Annotated in this window: 16 protein-coding genes; 3 read left to right on the top strand and 13 right to left on the bottom strand. The window is 27.3% G+C overall.

Annotated elements, in window-relative coordinates:
* Positions 1-20 precede the first annotated feature (20 nt).
* A complete protein-coding gene (locus I2E83_RS09280; protein WP_195429565.1) occupies positions 21-1,727 on the bottom strand; it encodes a hypothetical protein in 1,707 nt (568 codons plus the stop codon).
* Between the two features lie 279 nt (positions 1,728-2,006).
* Positions 2,007-2,411 (bottom strand): pyridoxamine 5'-phosphate oxidase family protein, encoded by a 405-nt coding sequence (locus I2E83_RS09275; RefSeq protein ID WP_195429564.1) that lies wholly within the window; start codon positions 2,409-2,411, stop codon positions 2,007-2,009.
* A 137-nt stretch (positions 2,412-2,548) separates the two neighbouring features.
* Between I2E83_RS09275 and I2E83_RS09270 the strand changes: the two genes are divergently transcribed.
* The 3 genes from I2E83_RS09270 (at position 2,549) to I2E83_RS09260 (ending at position 4,741) form a co-directional block, all read left to right on the top strand.
* Positions 2,549-2,884 carry a helix-turn-helix domain-containing protein gene (locus I2E83_RS09270; RefSeq protein WP_195429563.1) on the top strand — a complete coding sequence of 112 codons (336 nt, stop codon included), beginning with the start codon at positions 2,549-2,551 and terminating at the stop codon, positions 2,882-2,884.
* A 241-nt stretch (positions 2,885-3,125) separates the two neighbouring features.
* Positions 3,126-3,947, top strand: coding sequence for a Cof-type HAD-IIB family hydrolase (locus I2E83_RS09265; protein ID WP_195429561.1), 822 nt, complete (start codon positions 3,126-3,128; stop codon positions 3,945-3,947).
* 140 nt (positions 3,948-4,087) lie between these two features.
* Positions 4,088-4,741 carry a pentapeptide repeat-containing protein gene (locus tag I2E83_RS09260; RefSeq protein ID WP_195429559.1) on the top strand — a complete coding sequence of 218 codons (654 nt, stop codon included), beginning with the start codon at positions 4,088-4,090 and terminating at the stop codon, positions 4,739-4,741.
* Between the two features lie 58 nt (positions 4,742-4,799).
* On the opposite strand, the gene I2E83_RS09255 is transcribed toward I2E83_RS09260, so the two are convergent.
* The 11 genes from I2E83_RS09255 to purH all read right to left on the bottom strand — a co-directional run bounded on the left by I2E83_RS09255 (position 4,800) and on the right by purH (position 20,407).
* Complete coding sequence (locus tag I2E83_RS09255; RefSeq protein ID WP_195429557.1) at positions 4,800-5,438, bottom strand: nitroreductase family protein; 639 nt, start codon at positions 5,436-5,438, stop codon at positions 4,800-4,802.
* A gap of 238 nt (positions 5,439-5,676) precedes the next feature.
* Positions 5,677-6,213, bottom strand: a complete 537-nt coding sequence (locus tag I2E83_RS09250) for a MarR family winged helix-turn-helix transcriptional regulator (RefSeq protein WP_195429555.1) — start codon at positions 6,211-6,213, stop codon at positions 5,677-5,679.
* A gap of 334 nt (positions 6,214-6,547) precedes the next feature.
* Positions 6,548-7,375, bottom strand: a complete 828-nt coding sequence (locus tag I2E83_RS09245) for an alpha/beta hydrolase (protein WP_195429553.1) — start codon at positions 7,373-7,375, stop codon at positions 6,548-6,550.
* A gap of 889 nt (positions 7,376-8,264) precedes the next feature.
* Complete coding sequence (locus I2E83_RS09240) at positions 8,265-9,419, bottom strand: IS91 family transposase (RefSeq protein WP_195266933.1); 1,155 nt, start codon at positions 9,417-9,419, stop codon at positions 8,265-8,267.
* 4 nt (positions 9,420-9,423) lie between these two features.
* Complete coding sequence (locus tag I2E83_RS09235) at positions 9,424-10,272, bottom strand: tyrosine-type recombinase/integrase (protein ID WP_195429551.1); 849 nt, start codon at positions 10,270-10,272, stop codon at positions 9,424-9,426.
* 239 nt (positions 10,273-10,511) lie between these two features.
* A complete protein-coding gene (locus I2E83_RS09230; RefSeq protein ID WP_195429549.1) occupies positions 10,512-12,302 on the bottom strand; it encodes an ABC transporter ATP-binding protein in 1,791 nt (596 codons plus the stop codon).
* 1 nt (position 12,303) lies between these two features.
* Positions 12,304-14,040: an ABC transporter ATP-binding protein gene (locus I2E83_RS09225; protein WP_195429547.1), complete on the bottom strand. Its 1,737-nt coding sequence runs from the start codon at positions 14,038-14,040 to the stop codon at positions 12,304-12,306.
* Between the two features lie 740 nt (positions 14,041-14,780).
* Positions 14,781-16,703 carry an oligopeptide transporter, OPT family gene (locus I2E83_RS09220; RefSeq protein ID WP_195429545.1) on the bottom strand — a complete coding sequence of 641 codons (1,923 nt, stop codon included), beginning with the start codon at positions 16,701-16,703 and terminating at the stop codon, positions 14,781-14,783.
* Between the two features lie 285 nt (positions 16,704-16,988).
* Positions 16,989-17,138 carry a hypothetical protein gene (locus I2E83_RS09215; protein ID WP_195429543.1) on the bottom strand — a complete coding sequence of 50 codons (150 nt, stop codon included), beginning with the start codon at positions 17,136-17,138 and terminating at the stop codon, positions 16,989-16,991.
* 224 nt (positions 17,139-17,362) lie between these two features.
* Positions 17,363-18,610: a phosphoribosylamine--glycine ligase gene (gene purD / locus I2E83_RS09210; protein WP_195429542.1), complete on the bottom strand. Its 1,248-nt coding sequence runs from the start codon at positions 18,608-18,610 to the stop codon at positions 17,363-17,365.
* Between the two features lie 294 nt (positions 18,611-18,904).
* Positions 18,905-20,407: a bifunctional phosphoribosylaminoimidazolecarboxamide formyltransferase/IMP cyclohydrolase gene (gene purH / locus I2E83_RS09205; RefSeq protein ID WP_195429540.1), complete on the bottom strand. Its 1,503-nt coding sequence runs from the start codon at positions 20,405-20,407 to the stop codon at positions 18,905-18,907.
* Positions 20,408-20,527 lie beyond the last annotated feature (120 nt).

The raw sequence follows: 20,527 nt of genomic DNA, 5'->3' as shown, positions 1-20,527 counted from the left end.
AACTTCTATATTTTTATTATTTATTCTCTTGATTTCTTAACTTCCTCAATATATTCCCATGTTATTCCATAATCCTTTGATTGATATAATGCACTAGAATTCCCATTATAATCTCCATCAGCACCTTGACCAACTAATACATTTAAAACTCCATTTTCTTCATAAGGCATTTCAGGAAAATCAAATGGAGAAATAACACTTCCATTATCAAGAGTTACCTCTATCTTAGGAATATCTATTACTTCAAAAGATAAACCTCCATCTTCAGTACGATATAGTTCACCATAACTACCACCACTATGTGATAAAGCTATAAAGCCAAGCTTCTCATTTATAAAGGCTACTCCTGATGCTCCTCCACCTCTTCCCTTAAATGGATCTTCATTTATAATATCCCATGTATCTCCCCCATCCTTAGTTCCTTCTAAAGAATAAAAGCTACTACCTGCTGCTGCCCCAACAACTCTTAATTTATATCCAGTACTGTCGGATAAATAGAATTCTTTATCTTCACTATTTGCTGTACTCACAGGTTTTCTATTTTCAGTTTTATTTAGCTTATCGCCTTTTATATTATTTAAATCTTTCACTAAGTTATATCTAATAGGAGTATAAATATCCTCTTTTCCTGGCACATATACAGAAACTGTATAGCCTATTATTTCAGAATTTATTTCATCTGGTGACTTTGTATTACCCTCTTTATCTATATAAACAACCCCTTCTTTATTAAAACCAAAGCTTCTTTTTCCATAATAAAGAATTCCAAACTTATTTTCATTCCATTTACTTACTGTATCTTTAATCGGAATAACTTTCAATGTTTTAATTAATGGTTCTAGAAGTTTATCCTCATTAAAATCTGCATTAACATATCCATTTAAAGATATACTTATCTTTTTAGACTTATTACTGTCATACGAAATTAAATAACTTTCTAATTCATCTTTATCATTCTTTCCATAAAGAAAGCAATAAAAAGACTGAATTGTTCCTTCCAAATCAAACTCAAGACTAAAGTCATCAGAAAGATATAAAGTTTCTGGCATATGAAGCTTGTCATTAATATCATTAAATAGGCCTTCTATACCATCTTCATAAATATTATTATGTTCTAGTTTTATTTCTTTTTTATGACCTAAATCATATAAAACCCATGAAAGCTTTCCTCTAAAGTTGGTTGCACTATGATATATTTTTGCCCCATAAAATAATGTTGTAATAACTATAATAATTATTGCTATATATGTCCAAATTGTTTTTAAAGAAGATTTATTCAATGTACTTACATAATTATTTATAGAGTCCCTTATATTTTTTATTTCATAAGGAGTCTTATTCCTCATATTTAAAACTAAAATTTCTCTATTTTTAAATTCTATATAAGCATATTTATTATTTATTTTAAACAATTTAATTTCTTCAAAATCAAATCTTATTTCTGTATCTTTTAAAATTATTATACTATCACTGTAAAATATATAATTATCTATAATACGCCCTGAAGAAATCATGTATCTCCGCCTAGTCATGTCAATTAAATATATAATACATGACAAAAAGAATATCATACATATTTTTAAAATTGTAATATTATGATTAACTCTTCCAAATCTACACAAAGTATAAAATTCATATAGTGATATCAAATATACTATTACAAATATTGGATTAATTATCATTGATAAAAATGTTCTAAACATTATTATTGCTTTATACTTTTTCATTTAAATTTTCCTCCTTCTTAAATATTGTTAATATAGATAAATTATACACTATTATCTATAACTTAAATCAATTTTATATTTCAAATCCATGCTTGTCTCCTTACTATCAACTTCAGATTGTAATTGCTTATCTTCAAAATACTGATAATATTAAAATAATCATATAATAATTAATCTTTCAAATTCATATTAATCATTAAATATTATAAAAATCAAAAAAGCTCCTTAAAACATATATTAAAATATGATTAAGGAACTTTTATTACTATTTATATAATTTTATAAATTATATTCTCTTGGTGGATTTCCTGAAAAATCTGATATTACAGCCTTAACTTCTTGAAGATAAAATATTTCGAAAATTGGATTTTCAGCATTTTTATATAAGGATTTAACAAGGCTGCTAGATTCTATAACTTCCCTTTTTATATCTAAATCATTTGAAAATACTACTTTCCCATTTAGTCTAAGCCACTCAAATTTAGGGCTTGATGCACATACTTCTACATAAGGATTATTCTTAATTTCATTAAACACATCCTTTTTATTATTTGTACAAAAATATAGCTTTCCTTCCTTTTCAAGCATAAATTGAAATGGACGTACTTTCGCCTTTCCATCTAAACCTACAGTTGCAAAATATTGAACTGGATTTTCTTTTAAAAATTCTACTACTTCATTCATCTTAAATTAACCCCCATTAATTTATTATAATTTTCCCTTGCAATATAATAATAAATTCAATAATATCAATTGTATAGTAAGCACTTGAAAGTGCTATAGTATCTATTTAGATACTATTGAAGGGGGATGTACATTATATGAATAAAAAACTACCGGCTTGTCCTGTTGAAGTTACACTACAACTTATTGGAGATAAGTGGAAGGTATTGATTATACGTGATTTACTTACTGGAACAAAAAGATTTGGGGAATTAAAAAAATCTTTAGGTACTATAACCCAAAAAGTTCTAACTTCAAACCTCCGCTCAATGGAAGAAAGTGGGCTATTAATCAGAAAAGTTTACGCTGAAGTTCCACCAAGAGTTGAATATACTTTAACAGAACTTGGACATAGTTTAAAACCTATATTAGATTCTATGCTTGAATGGGGGGCTGACTATAAAATTAATTACTTTAAAAATGTGGATACCTAATAACTAGAAACGGGGTCGCGAAACGCGACTCCCTTTGCTTATTTAATCTCTATTTCTTTCTTATCGGTATCAAAACTTCAAATTTTGAATTTTCAAGATCATTATTTAAATAAACTTCTATTATGGCATACTATTAATATATAAACTTATTTTATGATTAACATTTAAAATACCTATTTCTAGTTTAAACAAGAAAAGTCTATAATAACTATATTATTTCACTTAGGAAGAAGGTTTTATTATGAGTATTAAACTTATATGCATTGACATGGATGGAACACTTTTAATGGATCAACATAATGTTTCAGAGGAAGATAAAAATGCAATTAAATATGCCATAAAGAAAGGTGTTCATGTTGCAATTACTACAGGAAGGGTTTATAACTGTGCTAAGCTTTATTCAGACTTAATAGGATTAACTACGCCTATTATTGCTTCTAATGGTGCATTTATTGGTGGTAGTGATGGAAAAGAAATATATAATAACCCTTTAAATATTTATGATGCTGAAAGTTTCCTAGAAATTTCTAAAAAATATAATTTATTTTCATATTTAACAGCTAATTTTGGAATTGTTTCTATGGAAGATTTACCTGAAAATAATATTTATAAAATATTAAATAAAACACTTAAGGAAGAAGATAAAATTAAATTAGAGGTTTTAAATAATATTCATGATATTTATAAATTATATGATGGTCAAATTTTAAAAGGAGTCTGCATAGAAAAAAATGACACTGCTAAGTTATTAAAAGCTAAAGAGGAACTTAAAGAAAAATGTCCTAACTTAGAAATAGTTTCTTCTTGGAATGATAATTTTGAGATTATGAAAAAAGGTAGTTCTAAGGGAGAGGCCGTAAAATATCTTACAAAATATTTATCCTTAGATAGAAGTGAAGTTATGTGTATTGGTGATAGTGAAAATGATCTTTCTATGATTGAGTTTGCTGAAGTTGGGGTTGCAATGGGAAATGCTATTGATAAAGTTAAAGAAGCTGCAACATTTATTACGGAATCTAATACAAATGCAGGTGTCGCTAAAGCAATAAGAAAATATGTATAATAATATTGCCTGATATTTAAAGTAACCCTATATATACATTATTTATTAGTAATAATCTCACCAGTATGATAATATTAACTAGACTAAATAAATCTAAAATACAATTTAATTTATCCAAATGGATTAAGATGGAGGCAATAATGGCTGTAAACCAAAACACAAAAAGAAATTTTCATTATAATAATATAGAAAAGAAAGATAAGAACTTTATGTATCAAAATCTTGAAAAAAGTAATTGTTATAACTGTAATTTTGCTGGTTCAAACTTTGATTATGTAAATTTTAGAGGAGCACACTTTAAATCATCTAGCTTTATGAAATGTAGTTTTAAATGGTCTGAATTTATAGGAACAAATTTTAGAAAGAGTAATTTTAAAAATGCAATTTTTGAAAACACCATATTTGACTCCGTTAAATTACAAGATGTTGACTTTAAAGATGCAAAATTTATAAATACTATATTTGTATCAACAGATATAGGTAAAGCTAAAAATTTAGATATTAATAATACTGAAATAAGAATTTTTGATGAAATGCCTAAAATAGAAATAAGTGAAGAACTTAAAAATGCTGCTTTTAATACTTTCAATAATAAATACATAAAAACTTCAAGAATTCTAGACACAAAAGATGGGGATCTTAATTACTTAAACATTATGATTCTTTTAGAAAACTTTAATGAAGAAACATTAATTAAAGGGTTAAATTATATTACTAATGAATTAGATAGAGATTTTTATACTCTAAGTTATATAATAAAACTTATTAAAAATATGCCAGAATCTGAAAAATAATAAATCTTAAATAATAATTTTTTTAAAAGGGGCTCGCGTTTCGTTAGCCCCTTTGTGATTAATCTATAAATGTTACAACTTCTTCTAATGCTTTACGTGGTGGCTGTTTTGGAGTATTATCCTCAGGTACACCTAAAGCGACCATAGACATAAGCTCGTAACCATATTTATTAAAGTTAATTAAACTTTCAATTTCACTTTTTGCATGTGTAGGTCCTGTCATGTAACAAGTTCCATATCCCATTTCTGTTGCTGCAAGCAATATATTTTCCACTGCTGCTCCTATTCCTTGAGCTGCTGATTGTGGTGATAATAATACATCTAAAACTTCTTTTGGTGCATTATTTTCTTTTAATATCTTATATTCTATCATTTTATATTCACTACCATATACTAATATCACAACAGGCGCATTTTTAAAACATGTATAATAGTTTATTACACTCATATGTCTTTTAAAATCTTTTTCATTTTTTGCAAGTTGTCCAATTCTTTCATGGCTTTTAGTAACTATATTAGCTACTTCATCTATTACTTCTTTATTCTGTAATACAACAAAGTGCCAGTTTTGTTGATGCTTTGGAGATGGTGCATAAGTCCCTGCCTTTATTATTTCTAATATATCTTCCTTTTTTACTGGTATGTCCTTAAACTGTCTTATACTTTTACGATTATAAATAAAATCCAAGTTTGTCATTAGCTATTTCTCCTTATAAACTTTAATACTACTGAAATTATAAATAAAAAGGCATTTCACGTCAACTTTTTAGGATACATACTACTCTTATTAAATACGCATTAAATTTAAAAATTACTCTAGCAATAGATATATAAGTTGCTTTTCTCTTTCTGATAACTTAATTCCACGATCTCCTACAATAGTATTTTATAATTCCATCTATAGTTATTTTTACTAAACTATAATAAATTTTCTTTTATCCATGATGATGGTGACATCTTCCTGCTCCACATTTTCTATGATGGCAACTATGTCCTTGATGCCCCTCTCCACAATTGTCATCATCCTCACCTATATTATTTAGTGATTCAAGATTCTTATTTACTTTGTTTATAATACCTAACATTTTTTCTTTTTCTTCAACAGTTAAGCAATTAAATATTGAATTTGATAAATTATCATTTATATTTTCAACTTCTTCTAATGATGACTTTCCAGCTTCAGTTAAATAAACATGCATAATTCTACGATCCTTTTCATCTTGCTCACGTTTAATTAATGAATTCTTTTCTAAACTAAAAAGCATTTCTGTCATTGATGATGGTCTCATATCAATCATTTCTGCTAAATCTCTTTGTATAATTCCATCATTTTCTGAAATTAAAGCTAATAACCTCATTTTCCCATGATGAATCCCATCTTTTGATTTCATTGCTTTATGTCTACTTCTGTGCATATATCTATTTAACTTTTGCATAGCATCATATAATTCACTTGAATTTTTATCTGTCATTTTAATTCCTCCAAACTATTTTAAATTACTTAGGCACCTAACTAATTTTAGTATATGCTACTATTTCCATAAATGTTAACAAAAATATTTAGGTTCCTAACTATTTTTGTATTTTTAAAATATCTTAAATAAAATATATGTTTAACAGATAAACAAAAATAATAATTATAAATTACGAATATAAATGCTACGATAACTTATATTCTGCCACTTTACACAGTTAAATTAGGAATTAGCCTCATTAATGATATGCATTAAATTGGAGATTTTATTATAATGAGAAACTACAAGTTAATACATATCATTATGTTTAATTCTCAATTTATAACTAATTTTAAAGTTTTTTAATCCATTCTACTGCTAAATTAAACCAAGTAGATACATGATCATTGATGTGTTCACTTTGCCCATTCATAGCAGTAAGTTCTTCACAAAGACTTAATCCATGTACACCGCTTGGATATATATGAAGTTCAAAAGGTACATTATTAGCTGCTAATGAATTTGCAAAAAATAAAGAGTTTTGTACTGGAACTGCTCCATCATCAAAAGTGTGCCATAAGAATGTTTTAGGTGTATTTTTTGATACTAATTTTTCTAAAGAAAGTTTTTCTCTTTCACCTTCACTTGTATTTTCTCCTAATAAATTATCAAAAGAACCTTTATGAGCAAATTCACCACTAGTTATAACTGGATAACAAAGTATCATTGCATTTGGTTTTATATCATCTTTGCTTAATCCTAAAGTTTCCTCTAAAATTTTATTATCCCATAAAACTCCTAAACTTCCTGCAAGATGTCCACCTGCTGAAAATCCACATACTATAATCTTATTACTATCAACATTCCACTCTTCACCTTTACTACGAATATAATTAACAGTAGCTGCAAGTTCTGTTAATGCTTTAGGAAATTTATTTGGAGCAACACTATATCTTAAGACAACCACATTGAACCCTTCTGCAATAAATTTAAATGCAACTGGTTCCGCTTCTCTATCAGATGTTCCTACATATCCCCCTCCTGGGCATATAATTATAGTTTCTCTTTTCTTATTTATATTAATTTCTTCACTATTTTCTGGAATATAAGTACTCATTATAGCATTGCTATCTTTTAATTTACTTGAAATATCCCTTAGATTTATTCTCTCATATATCATCTCTAACTCCCCTTTTATAATATCTATTTTATTTTCATATTAATTATATATCTTTTACTTTATTTTTTAAATGTATATATTTTATATTAATAATAATTCTTTTATTGACCTTACGCCTTTAATTACATAAATATATTTATACAGCTTTAATTTAAAATAAGGCCTATCACAGAAGATGTAAAATTAAGGATACATTATTTCCATTTATTGTAGAATTATATTTCAAATAAATGTATAATTAAAATATATATTATCGCGCAATTGTAATTTATTACGAATTTAATAAAGGGATTAATAATATGAAATCTATAGTTTATAAAAAACGAATAACATTTTCTATAATACTGTGTCTGTTAACTATGTTGTTATACGCATATTTACATAGTCGTTAACTTATATATGTTATTTGGTTAGTCATACCTATTTTTGCTTTTTTGAATAGAACGATATTAGGTAATAGAGTTAATTTGACCAACAAAGAAAAAATATTTTTAGTAGTTAGTTATATAGCAATACTTGTTGTATTTATATTCTTAACTTATAGCATGACAGTTAATAAAATTATTAATAACTAATTTGCAATTTGAGTTGGCTTGATTGCGATGTTGAGTTAAAAAAATAGCATATATATAAGCATTTACAAGTGGTTTAAACTTGGTTAAAGTTAAATATATGCATCTCAATATCGCAATCAATTACTAGAACGAAGTCGCTAAAAGCTGCCGCCCCGTATGGGGATTCAAAAATTCACGACCATGTTTTAAATTTATAATTTATATAATTCACTTAATATTCTGCAGTTCGTATTTGGAAAATTAAGGTTATATCTTGTTTTAGTATATAGCATCCCCCTCCCCATAATCAAGTGCTTATTTACTTTTACTTTTATTTATGGTGGGGAAGCGCTTCTGGGCATGATTTTCTCTATTTTTATTAAATTTCCATTCTCACATTTACTACACTTACCTATATTTATTCCTGTTAATTTAAAAAATAGCTCCGCTGACGATAGATTCTCAAAATCTTTTGGTTTAATCCTAAAGATCTCTATGCAGCGCTTAAATTTTAGTTTTTTATTTCTATTTCCTAGAATACCGTAATGTCTTATTTTTACAAATCTATCTGGTAATACATGCATTGAAAATCTTCTGATAAATTCTTCTGGTTTTAAGGTCATTACTTTTTCTTTATTTTTATCTCTATAATCTCTCCACTTAAATATAACTTTTTCTTCATCAACTTTAATAATTCTATTATCTGATATTGCTACTCTATGAGTGTATCTACCTAAATATTGCAATACATATTCCGCACTACTGAAAGGTGCTTTACTATAAACAATCCATTCTTTTTTGTATAAATTATCTTTAAATACATTAAAGACTTCTTTAAATTGAAATTCTTTAATACTGTTTGGAAATTTCATCTTATTATTTTTGTAAAGTTCATTTAAATAAAATAAATATTTTCCTCTAAATTTTCTTGAAAGCACCTTCACCGGAATAAAGAATTTCTTCTTTGACTTTATCCATTTACTGTTGTCTGTACTTAATCCCCCACCGGGTACTATACAATGTATATGAGGATGAAACATTAAGTTTTGACCCCAAGTATGCAAAATTGTTGTAAATCCTATATCAGCATTTAAATATTTCTTATCCTTTGCTAATTCTAGCAAAGTTTCGGAAACAGCTGAAAAAAGGATAGAATACATTTCTTTTTGATTAAATAAAGTTAAAGAATTTAATTGTTCTGGTATAGTAAAAACAATATGAAAATAGTGAGTTGGTAACAACGATTGACTTCTCTCATAAATCCATATTTCTTTAGCATAAGACTGACACTTAGGGCAATGACGATTTCTACAAGAATTATAGGAAACCTTTGTTTCTCCGCACTGGTCGCACTCATATACATGGCCGCCAAGCGCAGCAGTTCTACAATCTTTAATAGAATATAATGCTTTTAGAATATTAGATGGTAATTTTTTTGATTTAGTATAAGATTCACCGTGTAATTCCATAATATGTTGAAGTGAATTCATGAAACTACTCCAATGTATCTAATGGATTCTTTATATTTAATGTTTTATAATCTCTTACATGTAAATATATTGAGGTTGTTTTCATATTTGAATGTCCCATTAAAGCTTGGATAGTTACTAAATCAACACCATCATTCATTAGATGGGTGGCGAAAGAATGTCTTAAAGTATGTGGAGTAGCTTTTTTACTTATTCCTGAATTTTTCACAGCTTTTTCAATTGCACTTTGAACTCCACGACTAGTTAGCTTTTTCTTTGTTTGTCTTGATATAAATAAGTAATCATTAGGAGAGTAATTTTTATATCCAAACTTCTTCCAATACAGTCTTAATAACTCTAAGTTTTTCTGTGATAATAAAGTATATCTTTCTTTGTTTCGTTTGCCATTTCTAACTCTAATTTTCATTTCAGCACTTATAATATCAGATATTCTTAAATTTATAACTTCGCTAACGCGTAAGCCGGCAGAATATATGGTTGATAATATTGCTTTATGCTTTAAATAAGTAGTAGATTCCAATAAAAGTTTTACTTCTTTCTTAGTTAAATAATTAGGTAAATTTTTATCATATCTAAGCCTTGGAACTCTTAAATCACTCCAGGATCTTTCAAGTGTCACAACATAAAAGAATTTTAGAGTACTATTGATATAATTTACGGTCCCTCTGCATAATTTTCTAACATTAATGCAATAATCTAGATATTGGATAATTTCCTTTTCACCTAACATTTCAGGTGATTGATTATAGAATTTAGAAAAACATCTCATAGTACAGACCATATTTTTAATAGTATCTTTACTACGACCACGAAGTTCTAAATCCTTAATCATTTTTTCAATTTTTTGATACATTTTATCACTCCTTAAAAGGTGTATAAAATGTGAGAAGTGAAGATTCCTTGAGAAAGAAACTTCACTTCTTATTTTTTCCATATAAAATTAAGTTTAATCACTGCCATCTGCCGTCGCTTTTAGCGATTTAGTTCTATTAAACTATTACGAATTAAAAGTGGATAAATTTATTTATCCACTTTATACTTTCCATTATCAATAGCAGTTTAAAACAGAGCCTAGATTTTTAATTATATTTCTTATGCTCCTTCATTTAAGAATTTATACTGTGTCATGTATAAGTCATAGTAGCTACCTTTATTATTTAGTAACTCATTATGGCTACCTACTTCTTCTATTCTTCCATCATTTATAACCATAATTTTGTCACAATCTCTTATGGTAGATAATCTATGTGCTACAACAAAGGATGTTCTTCCATGAAGCAGTTTTTCTATTCCTTCTTGTACTAATTTTTCTGTTTCTGTATCTATATTAGATGTTGCTTCATCTAATATTAATATTCTAGGATTTGCAAGTAATGCTCTTGCAAATGATACTAACTGCCTTTGTCCTAAAGATAATCTTGTACCTCTTTCATTTACTTCTGTGTTATATCCATTTTCTAATTTTAAAATAAATTCATGAGCATTAACTGCCTTTGCTGCATTTATAACTTCTTCATCAGTTGCATCCAATCTTCCATATCTTATATTTTCCATTATAGTTGTTGAAAATAAAAATGTATCTTGAAGCATTATTCCCATTTGACTTCTTAAAGACTCTAAATCTACATTTTTTATATTCTTTCCATCCACTAAAACCTCTCCAGATGTAGGATCATAGAATCTACTTAATAAAGAAACTATAGTTGTTTTTCCTGCACCAGTTGCTCCTACTAACGCTATTTTTTCACCTTTATTAACTTTGAAGTTTATATCTTTTAAAACTTTTGTATTTTCATCATAAGAAAAATTAACATCTTTAAATTCTACAATACCTTGAATCTTTCCTATTTTCTTTGCATTTTCTTCATTTTTTATTACTGGCTTCATATCTAAAATATCAAATATTCTATCTGCTGCTGAAAAGTTTGTGATTAAAGTATTATAAAAACTTGAAAGATTCATTATAGGTCTCCAAAACATTCCTACATACATTGAAAATGCTATTAATGTTCCTATTTGTATTTCATTATTTATAACTAATTTATATCCAACTGCAAATACTATTAAAGTACCAGCTCCCCATGATAATTCTACAAGTGGCCAAAAGAAATCATTTAACATAACAGCTCTTACAAAAGATTTACTTAATTCCTTTACCATTGATTTAAAATTATTTTCTGTTCCTTTCTCTTTAGCAAACCCTTGAACTATTTTTATTCCTGAAAAATCCTCATGAGTAAAACCATTCAAGTTTGACCTCTTATTTCTATAAATTTCCCATCTTCTTCTTGAATATATTTCAATACAAAACATAGCTATACCAAGTACTGGTAGTAATGCTACTGAGGCTAAAGCTAGTTTATAGTTAAGAAAAAACATAATAATAGCTACACATAAAAGATTTAATAATTGTGGTATAAGAGATTGAATACTTTGAGAAAATAAATTTTTTAATGAATTAACATCTGAAACTACTCTTGAAAGTATTTTCCCAACTGGTCTTCCATCAAAAAAATCAAATGATAAGTATTGTATATGACTATATAATTCATGCCTTATATTAACTAAAATATTATTAGTTATTGAAGTTATCATATTCCATCTAATTTTTGATAAACCCCATGCAAGTAAATTTAATACTATTAGTATTATTCCTATTAAAATCAATCCTTTTACATCCTTATTTACTACATACTTATCTATTGCTATCTTTAAAAGCAATGGATTAACTATTGAAGATATCATAACAAATATCATAAGTAATATAACTATAAAGGATTTAAATTTATAAGGTTTAAGATATTCTAAAAGCTTTACTGTTATTTCGCTTTTACTTCTTCTTATTACTTCTTCATCTTTTTTTATTAAATTTGTATTTTCCATCTTAAACCACCTCCTCTTCTATTTCATTAAAGTCTTTAAATTGGTTGCAATAAATATCAAAATACTTTCCCTTAAGCTTTAATAGGTCTTCATGGGTTCCCTTTTCTTTTATTTCACCATTTTCTAAATAGATTATTATATCTGCATTTTTTACAGCAGAAATTCTATGAGCTATAATAAAAGTTGTGCTCTTTACATCTCTTTTTGATAGATTTTTTAATAATTCATGTTCTGTTTCCATATCTAATGCAGATGTAGAATCATCTAATATTAATACTTTAGAGTTTCTTACCAATGCTCTAGCTATTGATATTCTTTGTTTTTGTCCTCCTGATAAACCAAGTCCTCTTTCTCCTATTTCTGTATATAAACCTTCTTCTAGTTCTTCTATAAAATCTAAGGCACATGCTAATGAAGCTGCTTTTTCAACTTCTTTTGTTTGTGCATTTTCATTACTAAATTTTATATTGTTAATTATTGAATCTGAAAATAAAAATGTATCTTGTGGAACTATAGACATATTTTTTCTTAAAAAGTCTAAATCATAATCTTTTATATCTACATTATCTATTTTTATATTTCCTTCACTTAAATCATAATATCTTCCTATCAAATTAATTAAAGTTGATTTACCTGAACCTGTAGTTCCCATTATAGCTACTGTATCTCCAGATTTAATATCTAAATTTATATTCTTTAAAACATATTCATCATTATATTTAAAGCTAACGTTATTAAAGGTTATATCTCCTTTTAAGTCATCATTTTTATAGCTTTTTTCTTTACTTTTAATTTCAGGTTCTCTATCCATTATTTCAAATATCTTTTTAGCTGAAGCACTATTTCTAGAAAGTAAATCTATTAATTCTCCTAACATTCTCATTGGCCATATAAGATTCCAAATATACCCACTAAATGCTACTAGAACTCCTATAGTAATATTTTCTTTCATAACAAGATATCCACCAAAAACTATCATTATAACCAATGATATATTTGTTAAAAATTCTATTGGTGGAAAAAAGTCACCGATTATTTTAGCTTGTTTCATGTTTAAATCATAGTAACTTCTATTCATCTTTAAAAATTTTGTTATTTCATATTTTTCCCTTGAAAATGCTTTTACTAATCTTACCCCTGCTATATTTTCTTGAGCTGTTGTATTAATCTTAGCCGTTTGATCACTTATCTCTTCATAAGATTTCCCAAATTTATTTTCTAACTTTATTGCTATAAAACCTATTGGTATCATTATGATAAAGCAAGCTAAAGCTAAGGTAAAATTTAATTTGAATAAGATAACTGTAGAAACTACAAAGTATATTATATTTTCTATAAACAATCTAAGTCCAAACCCTATAGTTTGCCATATATTTTCTACATCTTCTCCTATTCTTGACATTAGCTCACCAGTATTCATATTATCAAAATACTTAAATTCTAATTTTTGAATATGATTAAATAAATCATTTTTTATATCTTCATGAACTCTTACACTTAAAAGATCATAAAGAAATTCTTTTAAATATCCAAAAATAGCTTTTATTATTGTAATTAATAGCATTCCTAACAAAACTTTAATTATTATATTGTTGTTTCCTGCTATAACTCCATCATCTATAAAGATTTGTTGCAAGTATGGTATAAATAAATCTACCCCAATTACTGCAAGCATAGATAATGTTCCAATTATTAGCATCGACTTGTATTTTGAAACATATTTTAGTACTCTAGTCATAAAATTTTCCCCCTTTAATTCATTACTAATATTATTTTTGATTATTTGTTATACATACACCCCTCTCTCCTTCTTAAAAAGACAAAAAGGCCACAGTTACCCATGACCTTTTACTTATATGTTTTTATAATTTTAAACAAAATAAAAAGCCAGGAGTAATAACCCTTGGCCCTAATTATCTTTATATAAATTCAAGTAATATTCTTATATTTTTAACGAATATATACTTTTATAAAGTAATATTGTATAAATCACCTACATATAAACTTACACAATGAGATAGGATTATTAATATAGTTTTTAATATATTTACTTTTATTATCTTTAAATAACATTTCTAAATTAAACATAATGTTTGACATTTTCCTACCTCCTTTTTATATTTTTACTTTATTACTTTACCATCATATTCCTATTTGTAAATTTTGTCAATATATTTTGTTGCTTTTAAATACTTTTTTCTTTGTTATAACTTTTTTATATTTAATTTAACTATAACTCAACCTTATCTTCATTAAGGTTTAAATACTTAAAAGAAAATATTAATCATTTTTTATTATACCACTGCAATCTATATTAAATATATTCTTTTATTATATCTTTCATTTCATTTTATATAAAATAAAAAAAGGCTATCATAATTAATGGTTTTATATCCGTTAATTAGATAGCCTCTTTTATATTAATTTATATTTCTTAATCTAAACTATTAAAAATTTAAATATAATTTCTAATAGTTATTATTCTGTTTTACTAACCTTTGATTTCATAATTGGTACTGTAGTAGCTATAACTAAAATAACTAATAATATTATAGCCATCATATTACCAGAAGCAAATCCAACTGGAGTTTTAGGAGTTATTAAACCTGTTACTTGTAAGATTATTCCTACTAGTCCTATTATTGAACCTCCTGCAACAAGCCCTGAAGATAAGCTTATTCCATTTGCAACTTTAGCTTCTTTTTCTTTTTCGTTCTTACTCATCTTTTCAACAAACACACGAATTAATGCTCCAACTAATATTATTGAAGTTGTTGATATAGGTAAGTAGAATCCAATTGCTATTGTCATTATTGGTAGATTTAGTAAGAATAAGAATAATGCCATAACAATACCTACAAGTATCATAGGCCAAGGTAAATCACCTGACATAATACCTGATGTTAATGTAGCCATTAAATTAGCTTGTGGTAATGCAAATTGTGCATCTGCACCAGTAACTGCTAATTGTTCTGATAGTATCTTTATTGTTCCTGTAACAACAACAACACCTACTATACTTGAAATTAAAAAGCTATTTTGCATTTCTTTTTTACTTCCACCTATTATGTAAGATACTTTTTGAGATTGACTGTATCCTCCAGCTACAGATATTGCAACAACCATAAATGCTGCAAATAAAAGCAATGATTTATTATCCGCTTGGCTACTCCATCCCATTATAACAAAAACTAATGTTAATATAACTAATGAAGCAATTGTCATACCTGATACAGGAAGGTTTGATGTTCCTATTGTACCTGTTAAACGTCCAGAAACTATTACAAAAAGTAAAGATAATAATAAAGAAACAATAACAGCTATTATAGCCATCTTAATACTTTGAGATATCATAAATGCAGCTATAAATGCAATAATGCTACCTGCTAAAAGTATTATTATTTCACTTGAATCACTTTCTGAGTTACTATCTTTGCCTGATTTTGCTTTTAATGTTTCTTTAATTGAAACAACTATAGTTGGTATAAGTTTAATAGCTCCTATTAAACCTCCACAAAGCATCATTCCAGCACCTATGTACTTAACGTAACTTCCTGATATCGCATTTACATCCATTTGGTTAAGTAATAATGAAGCATCATTCCAAGAATGCATATTATTTGCTGCCATATCAGTAAAATATCCTATTAATGGTGAAACACCAAAATTAGCTAATATTGAACCTGCAAACATAGTTAGTGATACTTCTAATCCAACTATAAAGCCTATACCTAGTAAAAGTGGATTTACTTCAGTAGAAAACTTCCATTTATAAAATTTACTTCCTACATAAGTTATACTGTTGTTTATAATGTTTAAAAATGATCCTGTTAATACATTTATAATACCACTTATTACAAATCCAATTCCCATGAACTTTATAGCATCCCCATCACCTTCTGAAGCAATAAGTGTTTCAGATATAGCCATAGATTCTGGATACATAAGTTTTCCATGCTCTTCTACTATTAGATATTTATAAACTAAAGATAGACATCCCATTCCAAATAGAACTCCACCTACACCTACAATTAATCCTTCTAAGAATGTAATATTACTTCCTATTAAGATAATTGAAGGTAATACATAAATCATACCACTAGCTACAGACTCTCCACCACTTGCCATACCTTGTGTTATATTTTTTCCAAGAATACCTTTATTACGAGCAAAAGCTCCTATAAGCATTGAACCTATTATTGCCCCTGGTATTCCTGCCGCAACAGTTAATCCTGACTTCATTCCAGAATAAGCAGTTGATGCTGCAAATACAGCAGACAATACTATTCCTATTATTATAACAGATAGGTTTGTTCCACTCTTCGATTTATCTGTTATGTATGGTACATAATCTTTACCATGTACGCCACCATAAGCTTCTTTAGACAATTTTTTCTTCATACGTACTCTCCTTCTTTTTATTGTATTTATTATTATATAGTTAGTATATCCATTTTTCAGTTTAACATAATTAGACATATTTTTTTTATAAATACCTTTATATTATGCCAAAAATATATGAAAAAGGAAAGCATTTTTTTTGCATAATATAAAAATCTTAGAATAATATTACAGCTTATTTATTAAAAGTATATATAGTAATATTATTTTTATAAAAAATAGAAGCAGATTACAATAATCCACTTCTTCTAGACCATATATATTTTTTAATAATGTTTAAGTTTTTTAGAACTTAGGATCTATTTCATTAATTTGTATCCTTCTTAAATCCTTTTGTCTTAATCTTGTTTCTTCCATTATTTTATCCCAAGACTCTCCTGCTATCATCATTTCCTTTGCTTTTGCATAAACTTGATTTTTAGTTTCTCTGTTCATTTTTTCCTCCAAGGTTTTATTAAGCATTTATAGCTCAATTTATTTTTATTTACCTTTATATTATTGGGAAAAATTATATTAATTATTACATTTTAAAAGTAAATTTATAATATACCGATTTCTTATTTATTAGTTTTATATATCTAACTAACCTAAAAGGACACCATTTCGGTATCCTTTCTCTCTATCTTTATTATTTTATATTTAAAATAGTTTTCTAATCTTTAAATTAATCCTATATCATTTCTAAAATATTTATCTCTAAATTCTACTTTTTCTATAGTATTATAAGCATCTTCTCTTGCTTTTTCTATTGTTTCTCCAAATCCAACCACTGAAAGAACTCTTCCCCCATTAGTTTTTAAAATTCCATTTTCAAGTTTTGCACCTGCTAGAAAAACTTTATCTTTAATTTCATCATCTATAGTAATTTCATATCCCTTAGGGAAACTTCCAGGATATCCCTTTGATGCTAAAACTACATTTACACATGCTCCTTTTTCCCATTTAACTTCTGTATTTTTCAAATTCTCTATTAATGAAGCTTCTATAAGTTCTAGTAAATCGCTTTCCATTAAATTAAGTACTGATTGTGTTTCTGGGTCTCCCATTCTCACATTATATTCTAAAAGATATGATCCTTTTTTAGTTATCATAAGACCAAAGAATATTATACCTTTATAATCAAATCCTTCTTCTCTTATTCCAACTAAAGTCCTATTCATTATATTTTCTTCAAAATCCTTTAAAACCTCTTCTGTTACATATGGATTAGGTGCTACAACTCCCATCCCTCCAGTATTTGGCCCCTTACCACCATCAAAAATTTGTTTATGATCCTTTGCAGATATAAATGGTATAATAGTTTTTCCATCTGTAATTGAAAGAATAGATGCCTCTACACCTTCTAAAAACTCTTCTATAACTATTTTTTGCCCTGCTCCATTAAATATGTCATCAACCATAAAAGATTTTACTGCATCTATGGCCTCTTCTTTATTTTCACAAATAGCAACACCTTTTCCAGCAGCTAATCCATCAGCCTTAACTACCGTAGGGTATGGACAAGTTTCTAAATAATCTAAAGCTTTATTAACATCATGAAATACTTCATACTCTGCAGTTTTAACTCCATACTTTTTCATGAAATCCTTAGAAAAACTCTTACTACCTTCAAGCATTGCAGCTTTTCCACTAGGTCCAAAAATCTTAAGTCCATTCATTTTAAACTTATCAACGATCCCATTAGTTAAAGGATCTTCAGGTCCAACAACAGTTAAATCAATAGAATTATCTAAAGCAAATTTCAAAAGTTCATCTATATCAGTTATATTTATATTTTCACACTTATTTTCCCTAGCAGTTCCCCCATTACCAGGAGCAACAAATATTCTTTCTACCTTCTTACTCTTAGCAAGCTTCCAAGCCAAAGCATGCTCCCTACCACCAGATCCAATTAATAAAATCTTCATATACTAACCTCCAACAAATACTCTTTATTTTATTCCATTTCTATAACATTTACATTAAAAACGCCTAAACATTAATTTAACATCTAAGAAACAGAGAAAATCTTATGGAGGGATATATCGTAATGAACAGTTAGTATTTCCTGTTGTTAGAATAAAAATTGCGTTAAGAATTTCTGTTGTTTGACCGTAGGGAGTTACAGAAATTTAGTTATTTTTCTTTTACCAACAGTCGAAATACTCTGTGAAATTACTTAATATCCTGAAATAAGATTCTCTCTGTTCCTCTAGTTAATATTAATGCTTAAAGTGTCTAATACCCGTAAATACCATAGAAATTCCATGTTCATTACAAGCATCAATAGATTCTTGATCTCTTATTGATCCTCCAGGTTGTATTATTGCTTTAATACCATTTTTAGCACATTCATCTACTACATCTCTAAATGGGAAGAAGGCATCTGAAGCTAAAACCGTTGCACCTTTCCCTCTTTGGAGTGCTTCTTCTGTTGCCCAGATTCTATTAACTTGTCCTCCACCAATTCCAACTGCTACTCCATCTTTTATAGCAACAATTGCATTAGATTTTACGTATTTAACTACCTTCATACCAAATAATAAATCTTTCATTTCTTCTTCTGTTGGTGATTTTTCTGTTACCACTTTTAAATCATCAATTAAATTTTTATCTTCTTCTTGTAATAATATGCCACCATCAACTGTAACCATATATTTTTTATCCTTTGGAGTATTATTACATTTAATTACTCTTAAGTTCTTTTTAGTTCTTAGTACTTCTAAAGCATCTTCATCAAAATCTGGTGCAGCTACTACTTCTAAAAATATTTTAACCATTTCTTCAGCTGTAGCCTTATCTATTTTTCTGTTTATTGCAACTATTCCACCAAATATTGATGTTTCATCTGCATCATGTGCCTTTTTGTAAACTTCAAATGGAGTTTCTCCAATAGCTACTCCACAAGGGGTATTATGTTTAAGTCCACAGCAAGCTACTTCATCAAATTCAGATGCAACCTTCCAAGCTATATCTAAATCTTTAATATTGTTGTAAGATAACTCTTTACCATTTAATATTTCAAAACTATTCATAGCTCCATCAAATTCTGTTGAACTATAGTATGCTGCACTTTGATGTGGATTTTCTCCATATCTTAAGCTTTGCTTTTTCTTATATGATATTGAAAGATATTCTGGATATTCTTCATCTTCTAATAAAAAATTAGATATTGCTGCATCATAAGCACTCATTAAATTAAATACTTTTCCTGCAAGCTTTTTTCTTAACTTTAATGAGACATCTCCATTTTCAGATATTTCTTCCATAACAGCTCTGTAGTCCTCTTTATCTGAAATCACTACTACATCTTTAAAGTTCTTAGCTGCTGCTCTAAGCATTGTAGGTCCGCCAATATCTATAAACTCAACCTTTTCATCAAAACTCAAATTTTCTCTAACCTTTTGAAAAAATGGATATAAATTAACTATAACCATATCTATAGGATTAATATTTCTTTCTCTAATAGTTTCCATATGTTCATCATTATTTCTTATAGCAAGTATTCCTGCATGAATAATAGGATGAAGAGTTTTAACCCTTCCATCTAACATCTCAGGAAAGTTAGTAACTTCATTAACTTCAATAACATTAACTCCATTATCCTTAAGATGTTTATAAGTACCACCTGTAGATATTATTTCAACACCCTTGCTTTCTAAAAAATTAGAAAATTCTAAAATACCTTCTTTATCAAAAACACTAACTAAAGCTCTTTTTATCAACTTAAAAACCCCTTCCATTAATGGACAATTGATAATTGATAATGTACAATTATTGATGAAATTCCTACGGAATTTCATCAATTGAATTTAATTTCATAACTCAGCTTGTCTGAGTTATAT

Source organism: Clostridium sp. D46t1_190503_E9 (assembly GCF_015555225.1).
GTDB lineage: Bacteria > Bacillota > Clostridia > Clostridiales > Clostridiaceae > Clostridium.
The sequence above is the reverse complement of the archived record's forward strand: the minus strand, read 5'-3'. Positions and strand labels throughout refer to the sequence as shown.

Excerpts from the sequence above, each read along its gene's own strand:
- I2E83_RS09245 (WP_195429553.1), bottom strand. The coding sequence starts at position 7,375 with ATGATATATGAGAGAATAAATCTAAGGGATATTTCAAGTAAATTAAAA.
- I2E83_RS09260 (WP_195429559.1), top strand. The coding sequence starts at position 4,088 with ATGGCTGTAAACCAAAACACAAAAAGAAATTTTCATTATAATAATATA.
- purD (WP_195429542.1), bottom strand. The coding sequence starts at position 18,610 with ATGAAGATTTTATTAATTGGATCTGGTGGTAGGGAGCATGCTTTGGCT.
- I2E83_RS09215 (WP_195429543.1), bottom strand. The coding sequence starts at position 17,138 with ATGAACAGAGAAACTAAAAATCAAGTTTATGCAAAAGCAAAGGAAATG.
- I2E83_RS09265 (WP_195429561.1), top strand. The coding sequence starts at position 3,126 with ATGAGTATTAAACTTATATGCATTGACATGGATGGAACACTTTTAATG.
- I2E83_RS09255 (WP_195429557.1), bottom strand. The coding sequence starts at position 5,438 with ATGACAAACTTGGATTTTATTTATAATCGTAAAAGTATAAGACAGTTT.
- I2E83_RS09240 (WP_195266933.1), bottom strand. The coding sequence starts at position 9,419 with ATGAATTCACTTCAACATATTATGGAATTACACGGTGAATCTTATACT.
- I2E83_RS09225 (WP_195429547.1), bottom strand. The coding sequence starts at position 14,040 with ATGACTAGAGTACTAAAATATGTTTCAAAATACAAGTCGATGCTAATA.
- I2E83_RS09235 (WP_195429551.1), bottom strand. The coding sequence starts at position 10,272 with ATGTATCAAAAAATTGAAAAAATGATTAAGGATTTAGAACTTCGTGGT.
- I2E83_RS09280 (WP_195429565.1), bottom strand. The coding sequence starts at position 1,727 with ATGAAAAAGTATAAAGCAATAATAATGTTTAGAACATTTTTATCAATG.
- I2E83_RS09230 (WP_195429549.1), bottom strand. The coding sequence starts at position 12,302 with ATGGAAAATACAAATTTAATAAAAAAAGATGAAGAAGTAATAAGAAGA.
- I2E83_RS09250 (WP_195429555.1), bottom strand. The coding sequence starts at position 6,213 with ATGACAGATAAAAATTCAAGTGAATTATATGATGCTATGCAAAAGTTA.
- I2E83_RS09220 (WP_195429545.1), bottom strand. The coding sequence starts at position 16,703 with ATGAAGAAAAAATTGTCTAAAGAAGCTTATGGTGGCGTACATGGTAAA.
- I2E83_RS09275 (WP_195429564.1), bottom strand. The coding sequence starts at position 2,411 with ATGAATGAAGTAGTAGAATTTTTAAAAGAAAATCCAGTTCAATATTTT.
- I2E83_RS09270 (WP_195429563.1), top strand. The coding sequence starts at position 2,549 with ATGAATAAAAAACTACCGGCTTGTCCTGTTGAAGTTACACTACAACTT.